Source organism: Synechococcus sp. CBW1002 (assembly GCF_015840915.1).
Taxonomy (GTDB): Bacteria; Cyanobacteriota; Cyanobacteriia; order PCC-6307; family Cyanobiaceae; genus CBW1002.
Genome location: NZ_CP060398.1, coordinates 3,457,686 through 3,471,685, shown reverse-complemented (window position 1 = coordinate 3,471,685; position 14,000 = coordinate 3,457,686). Strand labels below are relative to the sequence as shown.

Here is a 14,000-nt window from a genome sequence, read left to right as displayed (position 1 = left end):
CTCCCCTTTTTTCATGGATGCATGCCGCTCTGGCTAAGGATCAGCTATCGGTGCCTGAGGTGAAGGACTCGCTTGGGTCGCCAGGTTGGAACGACGCGGATCGAGGAGGGCCTCAATCCCTTTCTCCAGGGTCTCCTCCATGGCGATGCGAGTACCGTCGCTCACCACCACCCGCGTCAAGGTGGGCAGACCGCCGTTGCGCGCCTTGAGATACACCGGCTCGACATAGAGCAGCGCCTCGCCAACCGGCATCACCAGCAGATTTCCCTGGATCACCTGGGAACCAGCTCGATCCCAGAGACCGAACTGCTGACTGATCCTGGGATTCTGATTGATCAGGGCCTGAATCTGCTCTGGCCCGAAGATCGGTGTCTGGCTGGGGAAGCGCAGCAGCACCAGTTCACCGTAGTGGGGAGCATCGCTGCGTGCCGCAAGCCAGCCCGCCAGGTTGGGGCGTGCCAGGGGGGTGAGGGGCTGCAGCAGCAGGAATTCAGGTTGTTGCCGGCCAGCCACCTGGCCGCTGATGTGATAAGGCTTCACCGGCACCTGACTGTTGCCGTAGAGCTCCATCGGCACCTGCCAGACGTCGTCGCCGCTGTAGAACACGCGGGGATCGGTCACGTGATAGCGCAGCAACTGGGTCGTCTGTAACTCAAACTGGCGCAGGGGATAGCGGATATGGGCCTGCAAAACGTCGGGCATCTTCCAGAGGGGTTGAAACAACCCCGGGAACAGACGCCTCCAGCTGGCGATGATCGGGTCAGTGGGCTCACTCACATACAGCTGCACGGAGCCGTTGTAGGCATCGACCACGGCCTTGACGGAATTGCGCAGATAGCGGATGTCCGGGTCGCCTGGCACGGCGGCGCTGTAGGGATAGGTGCGGCTGGTGGTGAACGCATCCACGATCCAGTACTGATGCTGCGCGCGGGGGAAGTGGCCATCCTGCCTGAGTTGGACTGAAACCAGATAGGGCTCATTCTCGAAGCGGAGAAACGGCGCCAGGGTGCGAAGTCGTTCACGCACCTCGCGGCGCAGCAGCAGGCGGGTCGAGCTGGTCAGAGCCCCCTGGCTGAGCAGTTTCGGTTCGCTCAGGTAAAGCGATGCCGCCAGCCGCTGCCAGGGATGGCCGATCGGTACGCCGGCGGTGCCGCTGTACCGCGAATAGAAGTTGTCGTCTCCCTGGGGGTAATCGAACTCCTCCACCTTCGACGGAGCCAGGGCATAGGGGGAGCTGAGGGCGCCGAAGTAGAGCGCCGGCCGGCCGATCGGGATGCCGGCCTTCACGGCTGCGGCGCTGATCCCCAGTTGACGACTGCCCTGCACTCGGGTGGAAGCGCCCAGATCACTGATGAAGAATTCAGGCAGTCCATCCGGACCGCTGGTGTTCACCGGCGACACCGTGAAGCCATTGCCGTGGGTGAAGACCAGATGGCGGTTGAGCCAGGTGCGCGCCGCCGTGGGCAGGGCCGCCTGATCCATTTCCCGTGGCGTGATGATCACCTGTTGCCGCCCGCTCCCCTGGCTGTGGCGCAGTGCGTAGCGATCGACGGCCGGCTCGGAGAAGCGGTAGTAGACACGGAGCTGCTGCAGCTGGCGGTTGGTGGCCAGCAGGGGCTGGCTGTCCCAGAGGCGGATGTTGCGCAGGGTGGCCTGACCCTGCTCGACATCGGCGCGGGTCAGCCGGTCGCGTGGGTTGACATTGCGACTGGAGATCCGATCCAGCTGAAAGGCATGGCGGGTCGCTCGGATCGAGCGCTCCAGGTAGGGGGTCTCCCGCTCGAGCTCCCGCGGCTTGACCACCAACAGCTGAACCAGCGGCAGCAGCAGGGCCTCCACCAGTGGCGTGGCCGCCAGGGCGAGAGCCGTGCAGCCGATGGCGGCCCCCCGCAGGCCCCGCCGCGGCAGGGGCACCAGGATCACCACCGCCAGCGTCAACGCCAGCAGGGCAGCGAGGGTGCGCAGGGGTAAGGAGACGTGCACATCGAACCAGCCAGCTCCGGGCACGCTGCCCACGGTGCTGAGCAGGAGCTGGTGGCGTCCCAGCCAGAAGGCGGCGGCGGCCAACAGGGACAGGGCCGCCAGGGGGGCGCGCAGGGCCAGCAGCTGGGGGGGGGTGAAGCCGGCGAAACGGCCATCGCTGAGCTGGGGTGGCCGGGCCAGCACACCCCAGAGTCCGCAGGCCAGTCCTCCGATCAGCAGACAGCTCAGCAGGGTGAGCAGAAAGGCGAGTGCGGGGAAACGCAGCAGGGCGAAGCTGATGTCGGCCCCGAGCAAGGGTTCGGTGATCCCCGCATCGCGGGCCACCAGGGCCACGCTCCAGAGGCTCCAGCCTCGAGCCAGGGCCATGGCTCCCGCGGCACCCAGCACACCCGCCACCAGCCGCGCCGTTGCCATCGGCCGGATCAGCAGAGCCAGCAGGACCAGGGCGCTCGCCAGCAGCATGGGCAGGGAGGGAGGCCCCTCCAGGGCGATCAGGCCATGCAGGCGGCTCGGATCGAACGGGGCCAGCAGCAACCGCCGGGCCAGCCACAGCGCAATGGTCAGGGCCACCACCTGCAGCCCGGCCAGCAGGGTCAGAACGCCGCCATAGGCCAGGGGCGGCAGGGTGTGGCGCTCCGGAGCGAGGCGCGGCAGACGCCAGAGATGCCGCAGCCAGAGCTGCAGCCCCAGTGCCAGGGCCAGACCCACCCCGAGCCCTGCCAGCTGCAGGGTCCAGCGCAGCAGAAGCACGCCGCTGAAACCGAACTGGGCGAACCACTGCCACTCGATCCAGAGGCGCGCTGAGCTCCAGAGCAGCAGCACGCCCATCATCCCCACCACCAGAGAGAGCAGCAGGCGCTGGGGAAGGGAGAGGCCGGACAGCCGCGGCGTTGTCATGGGCACGCGGATCGCTGATTGAGCGTAGGCAGGCGCGTTGCAGCCAGCACCAGCAGCGCGACAGCCAACGTCACGATTGAAATCCCGACTCTCAAAGTCGGGATTGATGCAGGCTGCTCGAAACCGCTGATAGCCTCTGTTGAGCTTCAGTCGTAGCCGTGACGGTCACCCTCTCCCGCTCCACCCTGACGGGGCCCACCTTCACGGGGCTGCGCTGCAAGGAATGCGGCCACGCCTATGAGGCCACCGCCCGTCATGTCTGCGAAGACGTCTGCTTCGGGCCGCTGGAAGTGGTGTACGACTACGACGCGATTCGCGCCCGCGTCAGCCGCGCCACGATCGAGGCCGGCCCCACCTCGATCTGGCGCTATCGCGAGTTTCTGCCGATCCAAGGCGACCCGATCGATGTCGGCACCGGCTTCACGCCCCTGCTCAAGGCCAACCGTCTGGCCCGCCGGCTCGGTCTCAAGAATCTCTACATCAAGAACGACGGTGTCAACATGCCGACGCTCTCGTTCAAGGATCGGGTGGTGTCGGTGGCGCTCACCCGGGCCCGCGAACTGGGCTTCACCACGGTGAGCTGTGCCAGCACTGGCAACCTGGCCAATTCCACCGCCGCCATCGCCGCCCATGCCGGCCTGGAATGCTGTGTGTTCATCCCCAGTGATCTGGAGCTGGGCAAGGTGCTCGGCACCCTGATCTACAACCCCACCCTGATGGCGGTGAAGGGCAACTACGACCAGGTGAACCGCCTCTGCTCCGAGGTGGCCAACACCTATGGCTGGGGGTTTGTGAACATCAATCTGCGCCCCTATTACTCCGAAGGTTCCAAGACCCTCGGCTACGAGGTGATCGAACAGCTCGGTTGGCAACTGCCCGACCACATCGTGGCGCCCCTGGCCTCTGGTTCCCTGTTCACCAAGATCCGCAAGGGCTTTGATGAATTCATCAAGGTAGGCCTGGTGGATGAGAAGCCGGTGCGCTTCAGCGGCGCCCAGGCTGAAGGCTGCTCCCCGATCGCCCAGGCCTTCGCCGAAGGCCGCGACTTCATCACCCCGGTCAAGCCCAACACCATCGCCAAGTCGATTGCCATCGGTAACCCCGCCGATGGTCCCTATGCCATCGACATCGCCAACAGGACCGGTGGCAGCATCGCCGCGGTCAACGACGAGGAGATCGTCGAGGGCATCAAGCTGCTGGCAGAAACTGAGGGCGTGTTCACCGAGACCGCCGGAGGCACCACCATCGCCGTGCTCAAGAAGCTGGTGGAGCAGGGCAAGATCGACCCCAACGAAACCACCGTGGCCTACATCACCGGCAATGGCCTCAAGACCACCGAAGCCATTGCCTCCGCCATCGGTGAACCCTTCCTGATCGAAGCCCAGCTCGACAGCTTCAACAGTGCCTGGGAGCGGGCCCAGGCCCTGCACCGGGCCGACTGGGACACGATCGGCTGATCGCTCGTTCTTCGCTCTGTTTCTTCTTTCTTTCCTCCATGGCGATTCAGGTTCTGATCCCCACCCCCCTGCAGAAGTTCACCAGCAACGCCGCCAGCGTTGATGTGGACGCCACCAGTGTCGACGAGTTGCTTCAGGCCCTCGAAGGCCATTTCCCCGGGATCCTGGCCCGTCTGTGTGACGAGAACGGCAAGTTGCGCCGTTTTCTGAACGTCTACGTCAACAGCGAGGACATCCGCTTCCTTGACAACCAGGCCACCCCACTCAAAGACGGCGACGAAGTCAGCATCGTGCCCGCCGTAGCCGGCGGCTGACCAGGAGAGGAGGCCCATGGTTTTCCGCGCCCAGCTGTGCCTGCCAGCACTCAATGGGGCAGGGATTGTCCATAGGCTCAGCGCATCTTCCGTGCAGCTGGATCCATGACCCAAGCTCCCGATGCCCCCATGGCACTGAAGCCGGATCAGAGCGCCGCCCTGTCGATGGCGGCGGCGGGCAAGGCCCAGCTCTTTGACTACCGCCAGGCCGCCAATCCGGTGCGGCGCGGCCTGACCGAGCCGATCCCGGAGGGGCGCTGGGGGCCTGAGCTGCACGCCAACGGCCCCAGTGCCATCCTTCCCCTCGATCTCAGCGACGAACTGGGTTGTCGGGGTCCGGCCACCAGTCCTGCCCTGAGTGCCAACTTCATCCGCATCCTGGCGGGTGAAACAATCAGCGCCGGGGCCAATGCCACCAGCTTCCTGTTTTATGTCTGGCGTGGGGCCGGCCATTGCCGGCGGCCGGCCGGTGCCTACGGCGGTCCGTTCAATCAGCCCTGGAGCCAGGGGGATCTCTTCGTGCTTCCCTGCGGTGAGGCGGCCCAGCTGGAGGCCCAGGAGGAGAGCGTTCTCTACTGGGTCCATGACGAGCCCCTGCTCAACCACCTGGGGGTGAGCGCCGATCAGCCCCGCTTCGAGCCCACCCACTACCCAGGCGAGTGGCTGCGGCGGGAGTTGGCGGCCCTGGCGGCCGACCCCATCAGCGCCCGCAGCAACCGCCTCAGCCTGCTTCTGGCCAACAGCGATCTGCCCAGGAGCCGCACCGTCACCCACACCCTCTGGGCCATGTATGGGTTGGTACCGGCCGGGGCCATCCAGCCCCCCCACCGCCACCAGTCGGTGGCCCTCGACCTGGTGATCGCCTGCGCACCGGGCTGTGCCACCCTCTTTGGGCCCGAGCTCAATGCTGATGGCACGATCCGCAATCCCCTGCGCATGGAGTGGGAGCCCGGTGCAGCCTTCGTGACCCCGCCGGGCCACTGGCACGGTCACATCAACGAAAGTGGCGAAGACGCCCTGCTTCTGCCGATCCAGGACGCCGCCCTGCACACTTACCTGCGCAGCCTTGACATCCGCTTTTCCGCTCCTTGAACGACACTCTGACCAGCATTGAGCAGCTGCGGCACACCGGGCATCCCTTCATCTTGGCCGATCACCAGGGTCTGATCCTGGAAGTGAACGACAGTTTTGAACAGGTGTATGGCTGGCATCAGGCCGACCTGGTCGCCAAGCCGCTCAGTGTGATCCTGCCGGATGCCTTCAAACTGTCCCATCACCTTGGCTTTTCTCGCTTTCAGGTCACTGAAGAATCGAAGGTGCTCAACCATCCCCTGCGTCTGCGCACGGTCTGCAGCTCCGGCGCCGAAGTGGTGTCGGAGCACTACATCGTGGCCGAAAAGCGAGGCGATTACTGGTGCTTCGGCGCCACGCTCACACCCCTGCCTGAAGGCACCGAGCCCACCGTGGGCTGACCTGATCAGTGAGGGCGGATCAGATCCGGCAGGCTGAAGAGACCGAGGCTGCAATGTCTTCGGCCACTGCAGGCGATGGCTGGCCGGCACCGGCTGAAGCGGCGGCGGATTCATAGGCCTCCACGATCCGGCGGAAGTCCTCACCCTGCAGCGTTTCTTCCTCCACCAGGCGATCCACCAGGTCGTCGAGCAGGGGGCGGCGTGTCTCCAGAAGAGACACCGCCTGATCGAGGGCTTCCTGGGCCAGCGTGCGCACCCGCAGGTCAATCTCGCGGCCGGTGCGATCGGCGTAACCCGGACGGGTATGGATCAGATCACGGCCCAGAAACACTTCGGCGCCATCACCCTCCAGGGCCACTGGCCCGAGGCTGGAGAAGCCATAGCGGGTGACCATTTCGCGGCAGATCCTGCTGACCAGCAGCAGATCTCCACTGGCACCCTGGGTCACTTCGCTGGCCCCGAACACGACAAGCTCAGCGGCTCTGCCGCCCAGGGCCACCACCAGGCGAGCCTGCAGATAGGCCTTGGTGATCAGGCCGGAATCGAGGATGTCCTCGTCGGGCATCATGCGAGCAAAACCGCCCACACCACCAGCCCGAGGGAGCAGGGTCACCTTGTCGAGTTTGTCGGCATGGGGCACCAGCGTGGTGAGCAGGGCATGGCCCACCTCGTGGTAAGCGATCAGGCGTTTCTTGGCACCGTCCTGCAGGGGAGCCACCGTCAGCCCCATGGTGATCCGCTCGAGCGCATCGGAGAGGGCGGCATCGTCGAGAACGGTCTGCTGTCTGCGGGCGGTGAGGATCGCGGCCTCGTTCAGCAGGTTGGCCAGGTCGGCACCTGAAAAGCCTGGGGTGCGGCTGGCCCAGACCCCGAGGCTCACCTCGGGACCCAGGGGCCGGCTGCGGGCATGGACCGCCAGGATGGCCTCGCGGCCGCGTCGATCCGGCAGGTCGACAGTGATGCGGCGATCGAACCTGCCGGGCCGCATCAGGGCCGAATCCAGCACATCCGGACGGTTGGTGGCCGCCAACAGAATCACGCCGGAGTTTTCCTCGAAGCCGTCCATCTCGGTGAGCAGCTGGTTCAGCGTCTGCTCGCGCTCGTCATTGCCGCCACCGATGCCGGCGCCGCGCTGGCGTCCGACCGCATCGATCTCGTCAATGAAAATGATGCAGGGCGCCTTGGCCTTGGCTTTGCGGAACAGATCGCGAACCCGGCTGGCGCCGACTCCCACGAACAATTCGACGAATTCCGATGCCGCCATCGAGAAGAACGGCACACCGGCTTCGCCGGCGATCGCCTTGGCCAGCAGTGTCTTGCCGGTGCCGGGAGGGCCCACCAGAAGAACACCTCTGGGGATCTTGGCACCGAGGCTGGTGAAGCGCTCCGGTGACTGCAGAAAGGTCACCACCTCCTGCAACTCCTCCTTGGCCTCGCCGATGCCGGCCACATCTTCGAACCGCACCGTCACGGTGCCGTCCTCCTGAAGCCGCGGCTGGCTGCGGCCGAAGCCCATCGCCTTGTTGGCCGCCGAGGCGGAGCGGCGTAGCAGCAGACTCAGCCCTGTGAGCAGCAGCACCACCAGCAGCACGTTGCCCAGCAGGCCTGCCGCGGCCTCGTCCTTGCGGTCGTCGCGCACCGTGAGCGGCACGCGAGCCTCCTCCGCGGCGCGCAGCAACATCTGGTCGTTGCTGAACACCGCCACCGACTCCTTGCGGCCGTCCTGGAAGGTGACGCGCACCTCCCGCTGACGTGGCGACAGCTCCAGGTCCTTCACCAGGCCCTTGTCCAGATCCCGGAGCAGCTGGCTGTAGCTCAGCTCGGCAGGGCGGCCTGAACTGGTGCCAGCAGCCGAAGGAGCAACAGAAGAATCTGCGGCGGCTTTCGCCGGAGCCTCTGCGCCGGAGGAGGGAGAGGCGGCACCAGGAGCGGCACCATCAATGGGTTTGGACTTGGGATCCCCGTTCGGGGAGGCCGTTGAAGGGCTGGCGCTCACGGGATCTTCGTTCTGAAGACGAGCTTAGCGATTTGACGAAAGGCAAGTTGACCACGGAAGATCGTTGTTTGGCTGCTAAGGAAACCCAGGGATGGCTGTTCCCAAGAAGAAAACCTCCAAGGGCAAGCGCAATCAGCGCCATGCCACCTGGAAGGGCAAGGCTGTTGTGGCGGCCCAGAAGGCCCTCTCGATCGGCAAAGCCGTGCTGAGTGGCCGTGCCCAGGGCTTCGTCTACCCCGTTGCTGACGACGACTCCAGCGCAGACTGAGGATGGAGGTCGGCCTGAGGGCCTGGCCCGCTCCAGAGGCAGCGGCGTCTGCTGTCCAGCAGGATCACAGCTTCAGCGGACAGGTTCTGGTACCAGTTGGGCGGCAGGCTGTAGAGGCAGGAGCGCACCAACCCCTCCAGACGCTCCATCGGTAAAGCCGATCCACTCAGTCGGCGTTGCCTGGCTTCGGCCTGAAAGCGCCAGCGCCGCGCCAGGCTCCAGCGCTGGGGGCGCAGTTGCCATAGCGCACTCAGCTCCTGCCAGAGGGGCTGATAGCTCTTGAGATGGCAATTCCAGATCGGCAGCCAGGCCTGTTCCTCCGCACTCAACCCCGTAGGGATGGGGCTGATCAGCCGATCAGCAGTGGCGCTGTGCGTTCCTGCGAATCTTTTTTCGGCCGCGTAGCTCTCGTTGGAAAGAAGGGCCTGAAGAGTGGCTTCCGATACCTCCCGGCAGCCCAGGAGCCAGCCGTCGAGCAGGAGCAGCTGCGGTTCGCCTTGCCACTGGCCACAGCGATCCCCTTCCCCCTGCCGCAGCCGCTTATCGAAGCGGGGCAGCACCAGCGTTCCGCCCCGGCGCCACTGGGCGATGGCAGCCTGGGCCAGGGCGGGATCGTGGCTGCCGGGTGGACCGCGCAGCACACCGAAGGGATTGCCGGCCATGGCCTGCTTTCGCTCCGTCCAAGGCAGATAGAGGTCGTCGATCGATGCCACCGCGATCGGCAGGTCCAGCTCCCGGGCGAGCCGTGTGATCAGGGCCAGCAGGGTGCTCTTGCCAGCGCCGATCGGGCCATTCAGGCCGAACACATGGCGTTGGCCGCTGTCGACCAGCTGGCGGCAGCGTTCCAGCAGCGGCAGCCAGCCGCCCCAGAGCAGCGATGGATGGGCCGTCGGCGCTGGGCTCAGGTGCGCCAGTTGGGTCTTCCACTTCTGCACCCAGCTGACCGGCTCAGTGACGCCGCCGATGGCCAGCAGGTCTCTGTAGGGCTGTTCAGGAAACATCCTGGCCGGTTCCGGTAGCCAGAGCGGGGCGGCGGAATCGTTCATCCCCGAATCGGTCACGACGCGACTCACGATCCCAGCTTGAACGCCTCCAGCACCACGGCGTACACCCCACCCATCCGCAGGTTGTCAACCAGAACCCAGATCAGGGGTGGCTCCTGCCGGACCCAGCGGGTGCGGAGCCGCACCAGCAGTTCGGTCCCCAGCACACAACCCAGCACCACCATGGGCCTCCCTCCTGGGGCCTTCAGCAGGAGTAGGGAGGTGAGGTTCTGGCCCAGGTAGAAGCCGATCAGCAGGGCCAGCAGGGCCAGGCTGCGCACCCGCCAACCTCCTGCCACCGCACCGCGCAGCTGCTGCAGCCAGCGGTCCTGGGCCTGTTGCCAGCGGGTCTGGCTGAGGGGAAGGCGGGTCATGGGCGTGCCGGATTTCAGGCCGGATCCAGCAACGATTGCAGATAGGAGAGCGTGATCTGCCCCTGCACGCAAGTCGGCCCCCGCTCGATCCGGTTGGGATGCTCCGCCTCACCAAGGTGATCCACCACGGCGGCGGCCTTGGCGAAGGCCTGGGCCGGCTCGGCCGCGCTGAAGGCGCTGCGGCTGATCAGGCAGGTAAGCCCCGCCCCGCAGGCGGCCCGCAGACCGTTGACGGAATCCTCAAGGGCGAGGCTGCGGCCGGGCGCCACCCTCAGCCGCTCGCAGGCGAGCTGATAGGCCTCGGGGTCTGGTTTCTTGCGGGTCACGTCGCCTCCGCAGATCCACACCGGAAGCAGGCTGACCGCTTCAGGCAGCTGCGCCTCCATCAGAGCTGCCACCGCCTCGCGTCCGCTGGTGGTCACGATCGCCTGGGCCAGCCCTGCTGCTGCCGCCTGCCTCATCAGCCGCACCACACCGGGTCGCAGCTCCACCCGCCCCTCGCCCAGCAGGCGGCGGTAGTGCTGTTGCTTGCGGCGTTGCAGCGCCTGCACCCGTTCCGGGTCCGGCGCGACGCCCTCCACCGCGGTGAGGAAGGCGCTGATCCGCTCGTGGCCGCCGCTGATCGCCAACAGGCGGCCGTAGGTGTCCACATCCCAGTGCCAGGGCAGGCCCGCCTCGGCGAAGGCAGCGTTGAAGGCCGGCCGGTGTCCGTCGCGCTCGGTTTCGGCGATGGTGCCGTCCACATCCCAGAGCAGGGCCTCCAGTGGCATCGGCAGGTTGACAACGTCTGACCTCAGGCTGCCAGGCCTGCGGCAGCGCCGCAGAATGGGGAGCCTTCGCCGCGCACCGTTGCTCCCTGAGCATCCCGAGCAACGCTGGCAGCTACCGCCGCCCTTGCCCGCAGGCGATCTCACGCCCTCGCTGGATGGCCAGGCATTGCCAGCCGAGCTGCTGGCGGTGTTGCGTCGCCGCGGGCTGGAGAGTGCCGCCGCGATCGAGGCCCTGCTCGATCCACCGGCAGCCCCCGATCCCCATGCCCATTTCGCCGATCTGGCCGTGGCGGTGCAGCGGCTGGAGCAGGCCTGTCGCGAGGGTGAACGGTTAGCGATCTGCGGCGATTACGACGCCGATGGCATGACCAGCACGGCCCTGCTGGTGGGGGTGCTGCAGCGCCTGGGCGCCCGGCCGATGGCCGCCATCCCCAGTCGGCAGGACGATGGCTACGGCCTCAATGCCGCCATGGTCGAACGGCTGGCTGGCGAAGGGATTGCCCTGCTGGTTACGGTCGACAACGGCATCGCCGCCGCGGAGGCCCTTGAGCGCGCCCGCCAGCTGGCCGTGGAGGTGATCCTCACCGACCATCACACGATTCCTGAGCAGCGGCCGCCCTACCTGGCCCTGCTCCATCCGGCCTGCACGCCGCCCGAGTCCCCCTTCCGCAGCCTGGCCGGGGTGGGCCTCGCCTACGTGCTGGCCATGGCCCTCAGCCAGCAGATGGGCAGCCGCCAGGGTCTGGACGCTGCCCGCGATCTGTTCTGCATCGGCACCATTGCCGACATGGCGCCCCTGCTGGGGGTGAACCGGCGCTGGTTGCTGGATGGCCTGCCCCAGCTGCGCCGCAGCCGCCTGGCCGGCCTGCAGGCCCTGCAGCGGGTGGCGGGCCTGGAGGACGATGCTGTGGATGCCCAGGTGGTGGGTTTCCAGCTCGCTCCGCGGATCAACGCGGTGGGGCGCCTCGGCGATCCCGAGCTGGTGGTGGAGCTGCTCACCACCGACGACCCTGATCGCGCTCTGGAGCTGGCGCGTGACTGTGAAGCCCTCAACCGCCAGCGGCGCGAACTCTGCGGCGCCATCGAGGCCGAGGCCATTGCCCTGGTCGACGCCGATGGCCCCCATCGCAGCCACTTCCTGCTGCTCGCTCAGAGCCATTGGCACCACGGGGTGATCGGCATCGTCGCTTCGCGCCTGGTGGAGCGCTATGGCCGGCCGGTGGCCCTGCTGGCCGGCGAGGGAAACGGCCGCTTGAGGGCCTCGGTGCGGGCCCCGCGTGGTTTTGCCGTGGACAGGGCTCTGCAGGAGTGCACCGATCTGCTGGAGCGCCATGGCGGCCATCCCGCCGCCGGGGGGTTCACGGTGCTGGCCGAACGGGTGGCGGCCCTGCATGAGCGGCTCGATGGCCTCGCCGCCGCCTGGCTGGGGGGCCAGGCCGGTGGCCCGGTGGTGGAGCCGGATGCGCTGCTGCGGTTGGAGCGGATCGACCGGCCGTTCTGGCGGCAGCTGCAGCGGCTCGAGCCCTTCGGGATCGGCCATGCCACGCCGGTGTTCTGGGCTGCGGACTGCCAGGTGAGCAGCCAGAAGTTGCTGCGTGGTGGCCATCTCGAGCTGGAACTGCGCCAGGGGGAGGCGGCCCTGCGGGCAATCGCCTGGCGCTGGCAGGGCGAGGCTGTGGTGCCACCGCGGGTGGACGTGGCTTTCCAGCTGCGCAACAACCGCTGGCAGGGGACCGAACGGCTGCAGCTGGAGTTGGTGGCCCTGCGACCCAGCGGTGCCGAGGAGGTGCTGCTGCAACGGGCCCATCGCACCTACCGATGTCGCCGCCAGGGGGAGGCGGTGCTGATCTGCAATGCCGCCGGTGAGAAGCTGCTGTCTCTCCCCGATGGTCGCCTCACCGACGCCGATAGCGGCTGCAGCCGGCCCGAGCATCCGTACCTGCGCACCCTGGTGCAGGAGGCTTCGATGGCCTTGGGACTGGTGGCCTGATGGTGCGCCCCAGCCCCCGTGCCCAGATCCAGCATCTCGGTCGCCATCTGATCGACCTGGGATTTCTCGGCCTGATGGTGGGGGCCGCCTGCTGGCCCCTGAACCTGGTGGACCGCTGGCAGGATCGCCTGCTGGAGAGGATGCCCGGTTTCGGCGGGGGGGCGTGGTCGGCCGCCAGTCTGGCGCTGGTGCTGGTGCCGCTGGTGGTGATGCCCCTGCTGCTGGTGCTGCAGGCGGGCCCCTGGAAGGACGGGCGGGGATCGGGCATCCCCCAGACGATGGAAAGCCTTCACGATCCGGAGCGGCGGGAGCTGCTGCTGGCGGCCACGCCCACCTGGCGGCGCTCCCTGCTCTGGACGGTCGCCAGCCTCGCCCTGTTCTCGCTGGGACGGGAAGGCCCGGTGGTGCAGGTGGGGGCCAGTGTGGCCCATGCCCTGCGCCGTCGCTTCCCGGCGCTGCTGCGGGGGCTGGTTCCTGGAGGCGTATTGGCGATCGCTGCCGGAGCCGGTTTGGCGGGTGGCTTCAACAGCCCCCTGATGGGGGTGGTGTTCATGGCTGAGGAGCTCACCGGTCGCTTTCAGTCGGCCCTGATCTGGCCGGGCTTGATGGTCTGTGCCACCGCTGCCCTGATGAGCCATTGGGGTGGCGAACCGCTCTACGGACTTGGGGTGGTGGCCAATGCCACCCCTGAGACCGAACTGCTGCTCTGGGCGGTGCCGATTGGCCTGTCAGCCGGACTGCTGGGGGGGGCGTTTGCCTCGCTGCTGCTGGCGACAGCGCGACAGCTGCGCGTTCGGGTGCTCCGCCACCCCTGGCTCTGGGGGCTGGGGCTGGGTCTTCTGTTGAGTCTAATGCTGCTGGTCAGCGGCGGCCTCAGCGGCGGGGATGGCGAGCGCCTGATGACCCTGCTGATCGATGACCAGAAGCCCATTGCCACCGGCTGGCGGTGGTTGGGGCTGTTGGTTCTGCGAATTGTGGCCCCGATCATCCCGCTGGCGGCAGGTGTGCCAGGCGGCCTGATCGATCCGGCCTTCACCCTGGGGGCCGTCTTCGGCTCCGGGGTGATCGAGTGGTTCGGTGGTGATCCTCACGTGGGTCTGGCTCTTGGCATGGTGGCGGCCCTGGCCGGCGCCACCCAGTTGCCGGTGATGAGCATGCTCTTTGCCCTGCACATGGCAGGAGATCAGCAGCTGCTGGCCGGCCTGCTGCTGGCAGGTGCCCTGGGGGCCTATGCAGGGCGGATGTTGCTGAAATTGCCGGTGTACCACGCTCTGGCGGCCCTGGATCAGCCGAATTCGAACGCAGGCAGCGAGGCTACGTCGTGAAGTGATGTTGCATCGTCTGAGGCCCAGACCGCTTGCATTGGTGCGCGGCATTGCTGGCACATAGAATTGGATTTGGAGGAGTCCTGACTCAGGAATCGCCTCCCTAGGGCT

Annotated in this window: 12 protein-coding genes; 7 read left to right on the top strand and 5 right to left on the bottom strand. The window is 67.0% G+C overall.

Translation table 11 applies throughout. From position 1 onward, the window contains the following. Nucleotides 1–33 precede the first annotated feature (33 nt). Nucleotides 34–2,880 carry a UPF0182 family protein gene (locus H8F24_RS17115; protein ID WP_231597930.1) on the bottom strand — a complete coding sequence of 949 codons (2,847 nt, stop codon included), beginning with the start codon at nt 2,878–2,880 and terminating at the stop codon, nt 34–36. 158 nt (nt 2,881–3,038) lie between these two features. Between H8F24_RS17115 and thrC the strand changes: the two genes are divergently transcribed. The 4 genes from thrC (at nt 3,039) to H8F24_RS17095 (ending at nt 6,123) form a co-directional block, all read left to right on the top strand. Next, complete coding sequence (gene thrC / locus H8F24_RS17110) at nt 3,039–4,337, top strand: threonine synthase (protein ID WP_197156082.1); 1,299 nt, start codon at nt 3,039–3,041, stop codon at nt 4,335–4,337. 38 nt (nt 4,338–4,375) lie between these two features. Next, nucleotides 4,376–4,651, top strand: a complete 276-nt coding sequence (locus H8F24_RS17105) for a MoaD/ThiS family protein (protein WP_197156080.1) — start codon at nt 4,376–4,378, stop codon at nt 4,649–4,651. Nucleotides 4,652–4,756: 105 nt separating this feature from the next. Next, nucleotides 4,757–5,743: a cupin gene (locus tag H8F24_RS17100; protein WP_231597929.1), complete on the top strand. Its 987-nt coding sequence runs from the start codon at nt 4,757–4,759 to the stop codon at nt 5,741–5,743. After that, the gene (locus H8F24_RS17095) at nt 5,740–6,123 is read left to right on the top strand and encodes a PAS domain S-box protein (RefSeq protein ID WP_231597928.1); all 384 of its coding nucleotides are present in this window, start codon (nt 5,740–5,742) and stop codon (nt 6,121–6,123) included. The genes H8F24_RS17100 and H8F24_RS17095 overlap by 4 nt, the downstream gene beginning before the upstream one ends. 19 nt (nt 6,124–6,142) lie before the next feature. On the opposite strand, the gene ftsH is transcribed toward H8F24_RS17095, so the two are convergent. Continuing rightward, nucleotides 6,143–7,942 (bottom strand): ATP-dependent zinc metalloprotease FtsH, encoded by a 1,800-nt coding sequence (gene ftsH, locus H8F24_RS17090; RefSeq protein ID WP_231598327.1) that lies wholly within the window; start codon nt 7,940–7,942, stop codon nt 6,143–6,145. Nucleotides 7,943–8,210: 268 nt separating this feature from the next. Between ftsH and rpmF the strand changes: the two genes are divergently transcribed. Then, nucleotides 8,211–8,387 (top strand): 50S ribosomal protein L32, encoded by a 177-nt coding sequence (gene rpmF, locus H8F24_RS17085; RefSeq protein ID WP_197156077.1) that lies wholly within the window; start codon nt 8,211–8,213, stop codon nt 8,385–8,387. Here rpmF and H8F24_RS17080 read toward each other — a convergent pair. Genes H8F24_RS17080 through H8F24_RS17070 form a run of 3 tightly spaced genes read right to left on the bottom strand, consistent with a single transcriptional unit; the run spans nt 8,351 to nt 10,574 of the window. After that, nucleotides 8,351–9,460 (bottom strand): hypothetical protein, encoded by a 1,110-nt coding sequence (locus tag H8F24_RS17080; RefSeq protein WP_197170329.1) that lies wholly within the window; start codon nt 9,458–9,460, stop codon nt 8,351–8,353. The genes rpmF and H8F24_RS17080 overlap by 37 nt on opposite strands. Next, on the bottom strand, nt 9,457–9,804 hold the full coding sequence (locus tag H8F24_RS17075) for a DUF565 domain-containing protein (RefSeq protein ID WP_197156073.1): 348 nt from the start codon (nt 9,802–9,804) through the stop codon (nt 9,457–9,459). The genes H8F24_RS17080 and H8F24_RS17075 overlap by 4 nt, the downstream gene beginning before the upstream one ends. 14 nt (nt 9,805–9,818) lie before the next feature. Beyond that, nucleotides 9,819–10,574, bottom strand: coding sequence for an HAD-IA family hydrolase (locus tag H8F24_RS17070; RefSeq protein ID WP_197170328.1), 756 nt, complete (start codon nt 10,572–10,574; stop codon nt 9,819–9,821). A 55-nt stretch (nt 10,575–10,629) separates the two neighbouring features. Between H8F24_RS17070 and recJ the strand changes: the two genes are divergently transcribed. Together recJ and H8F24_RS17060 are read left to right on the top strand one after the other, a co-directional pair. Next, entirely contained in the window at nt 10,630–12,564 is a 1,935-nt protein-coding gene (gene recJ, locus H8F24_RS17065) for a single-stranded-DNA-specific exonuclease RecJ (protein ID WP_197170327.1), read from the top strand. After that, nucleotides 12,564–13,889, top strand: coding sequence for a chloride channel protein (locus H8F24_RS17060; protein ID WP_197170326.1), 1,326 nt, complete (start codon nt 12,564–12,566; stop codon nt 13,887–13,889). The genes recJ and H8F24_RS17060 overlap by 1 nt, the downstream gene beginning before the upstream one ends. Nucleotides 13,890–14,000 lie beyond the last annotated feature (111 nt).

Coding starts and splice junctions, on each gene's coding strand:
- H8F24_RS17100 (WP_231597929.1), top strand. CDS start 4,757: ATGACCCAAGCTCCCGATGCCCCCATGGCACTGAAGCCGGATCAGAGC.
- recJ (WP_197170327.1), top strand. CDS start 10,630: ATGGGGAGCCTTCGCCGCGCACCGTTGCTCCCTGAGCATCCCGAGCAA.
- H8F24_RS17070 (WP_197170328.1), bottom strand. CDS start 10,574: ATGCCACTGGAGGCCCTGCTCTGGGATGTGGACGGCACCATCGCCGAA.
- H8F24_RS17115 (WP_231597930.1), bottom strand. CDS start 2,880: ATGACAACGCCGCGGCTGTCCGGCCTCTCCCTTCCCCAGCGCCTGCTG.
- H8F24_RS17105 (WP_197156080.1), top strand. CDS start 4,376: ATGGCGATTCAGGTTCTGATCCCCACCCCCCTGCAGAAGTTCACCAGC.
- rpmF (WP_197156077.1), top strand. CDS start 8,211: ATGGCTGTTCCCAAGAAGAAAACCTCCAAGGGCAAGCGCAATCAGCGC.
- H8F24_RS17075 (WP_197156073.1), bottom strand. CDS start 9,804: ATGACCCGCCTTCCCCTCAGCCAGACCCGCTGGCAACAGGCCCAGGAC.
- H8F24_RS17060 (WP_197170326.1), top strand. CDS start 12,564: ATGGTGCGCCCCAGCCCCCGTGCCCAGATCCAGCATCTCGGTCGCCAT.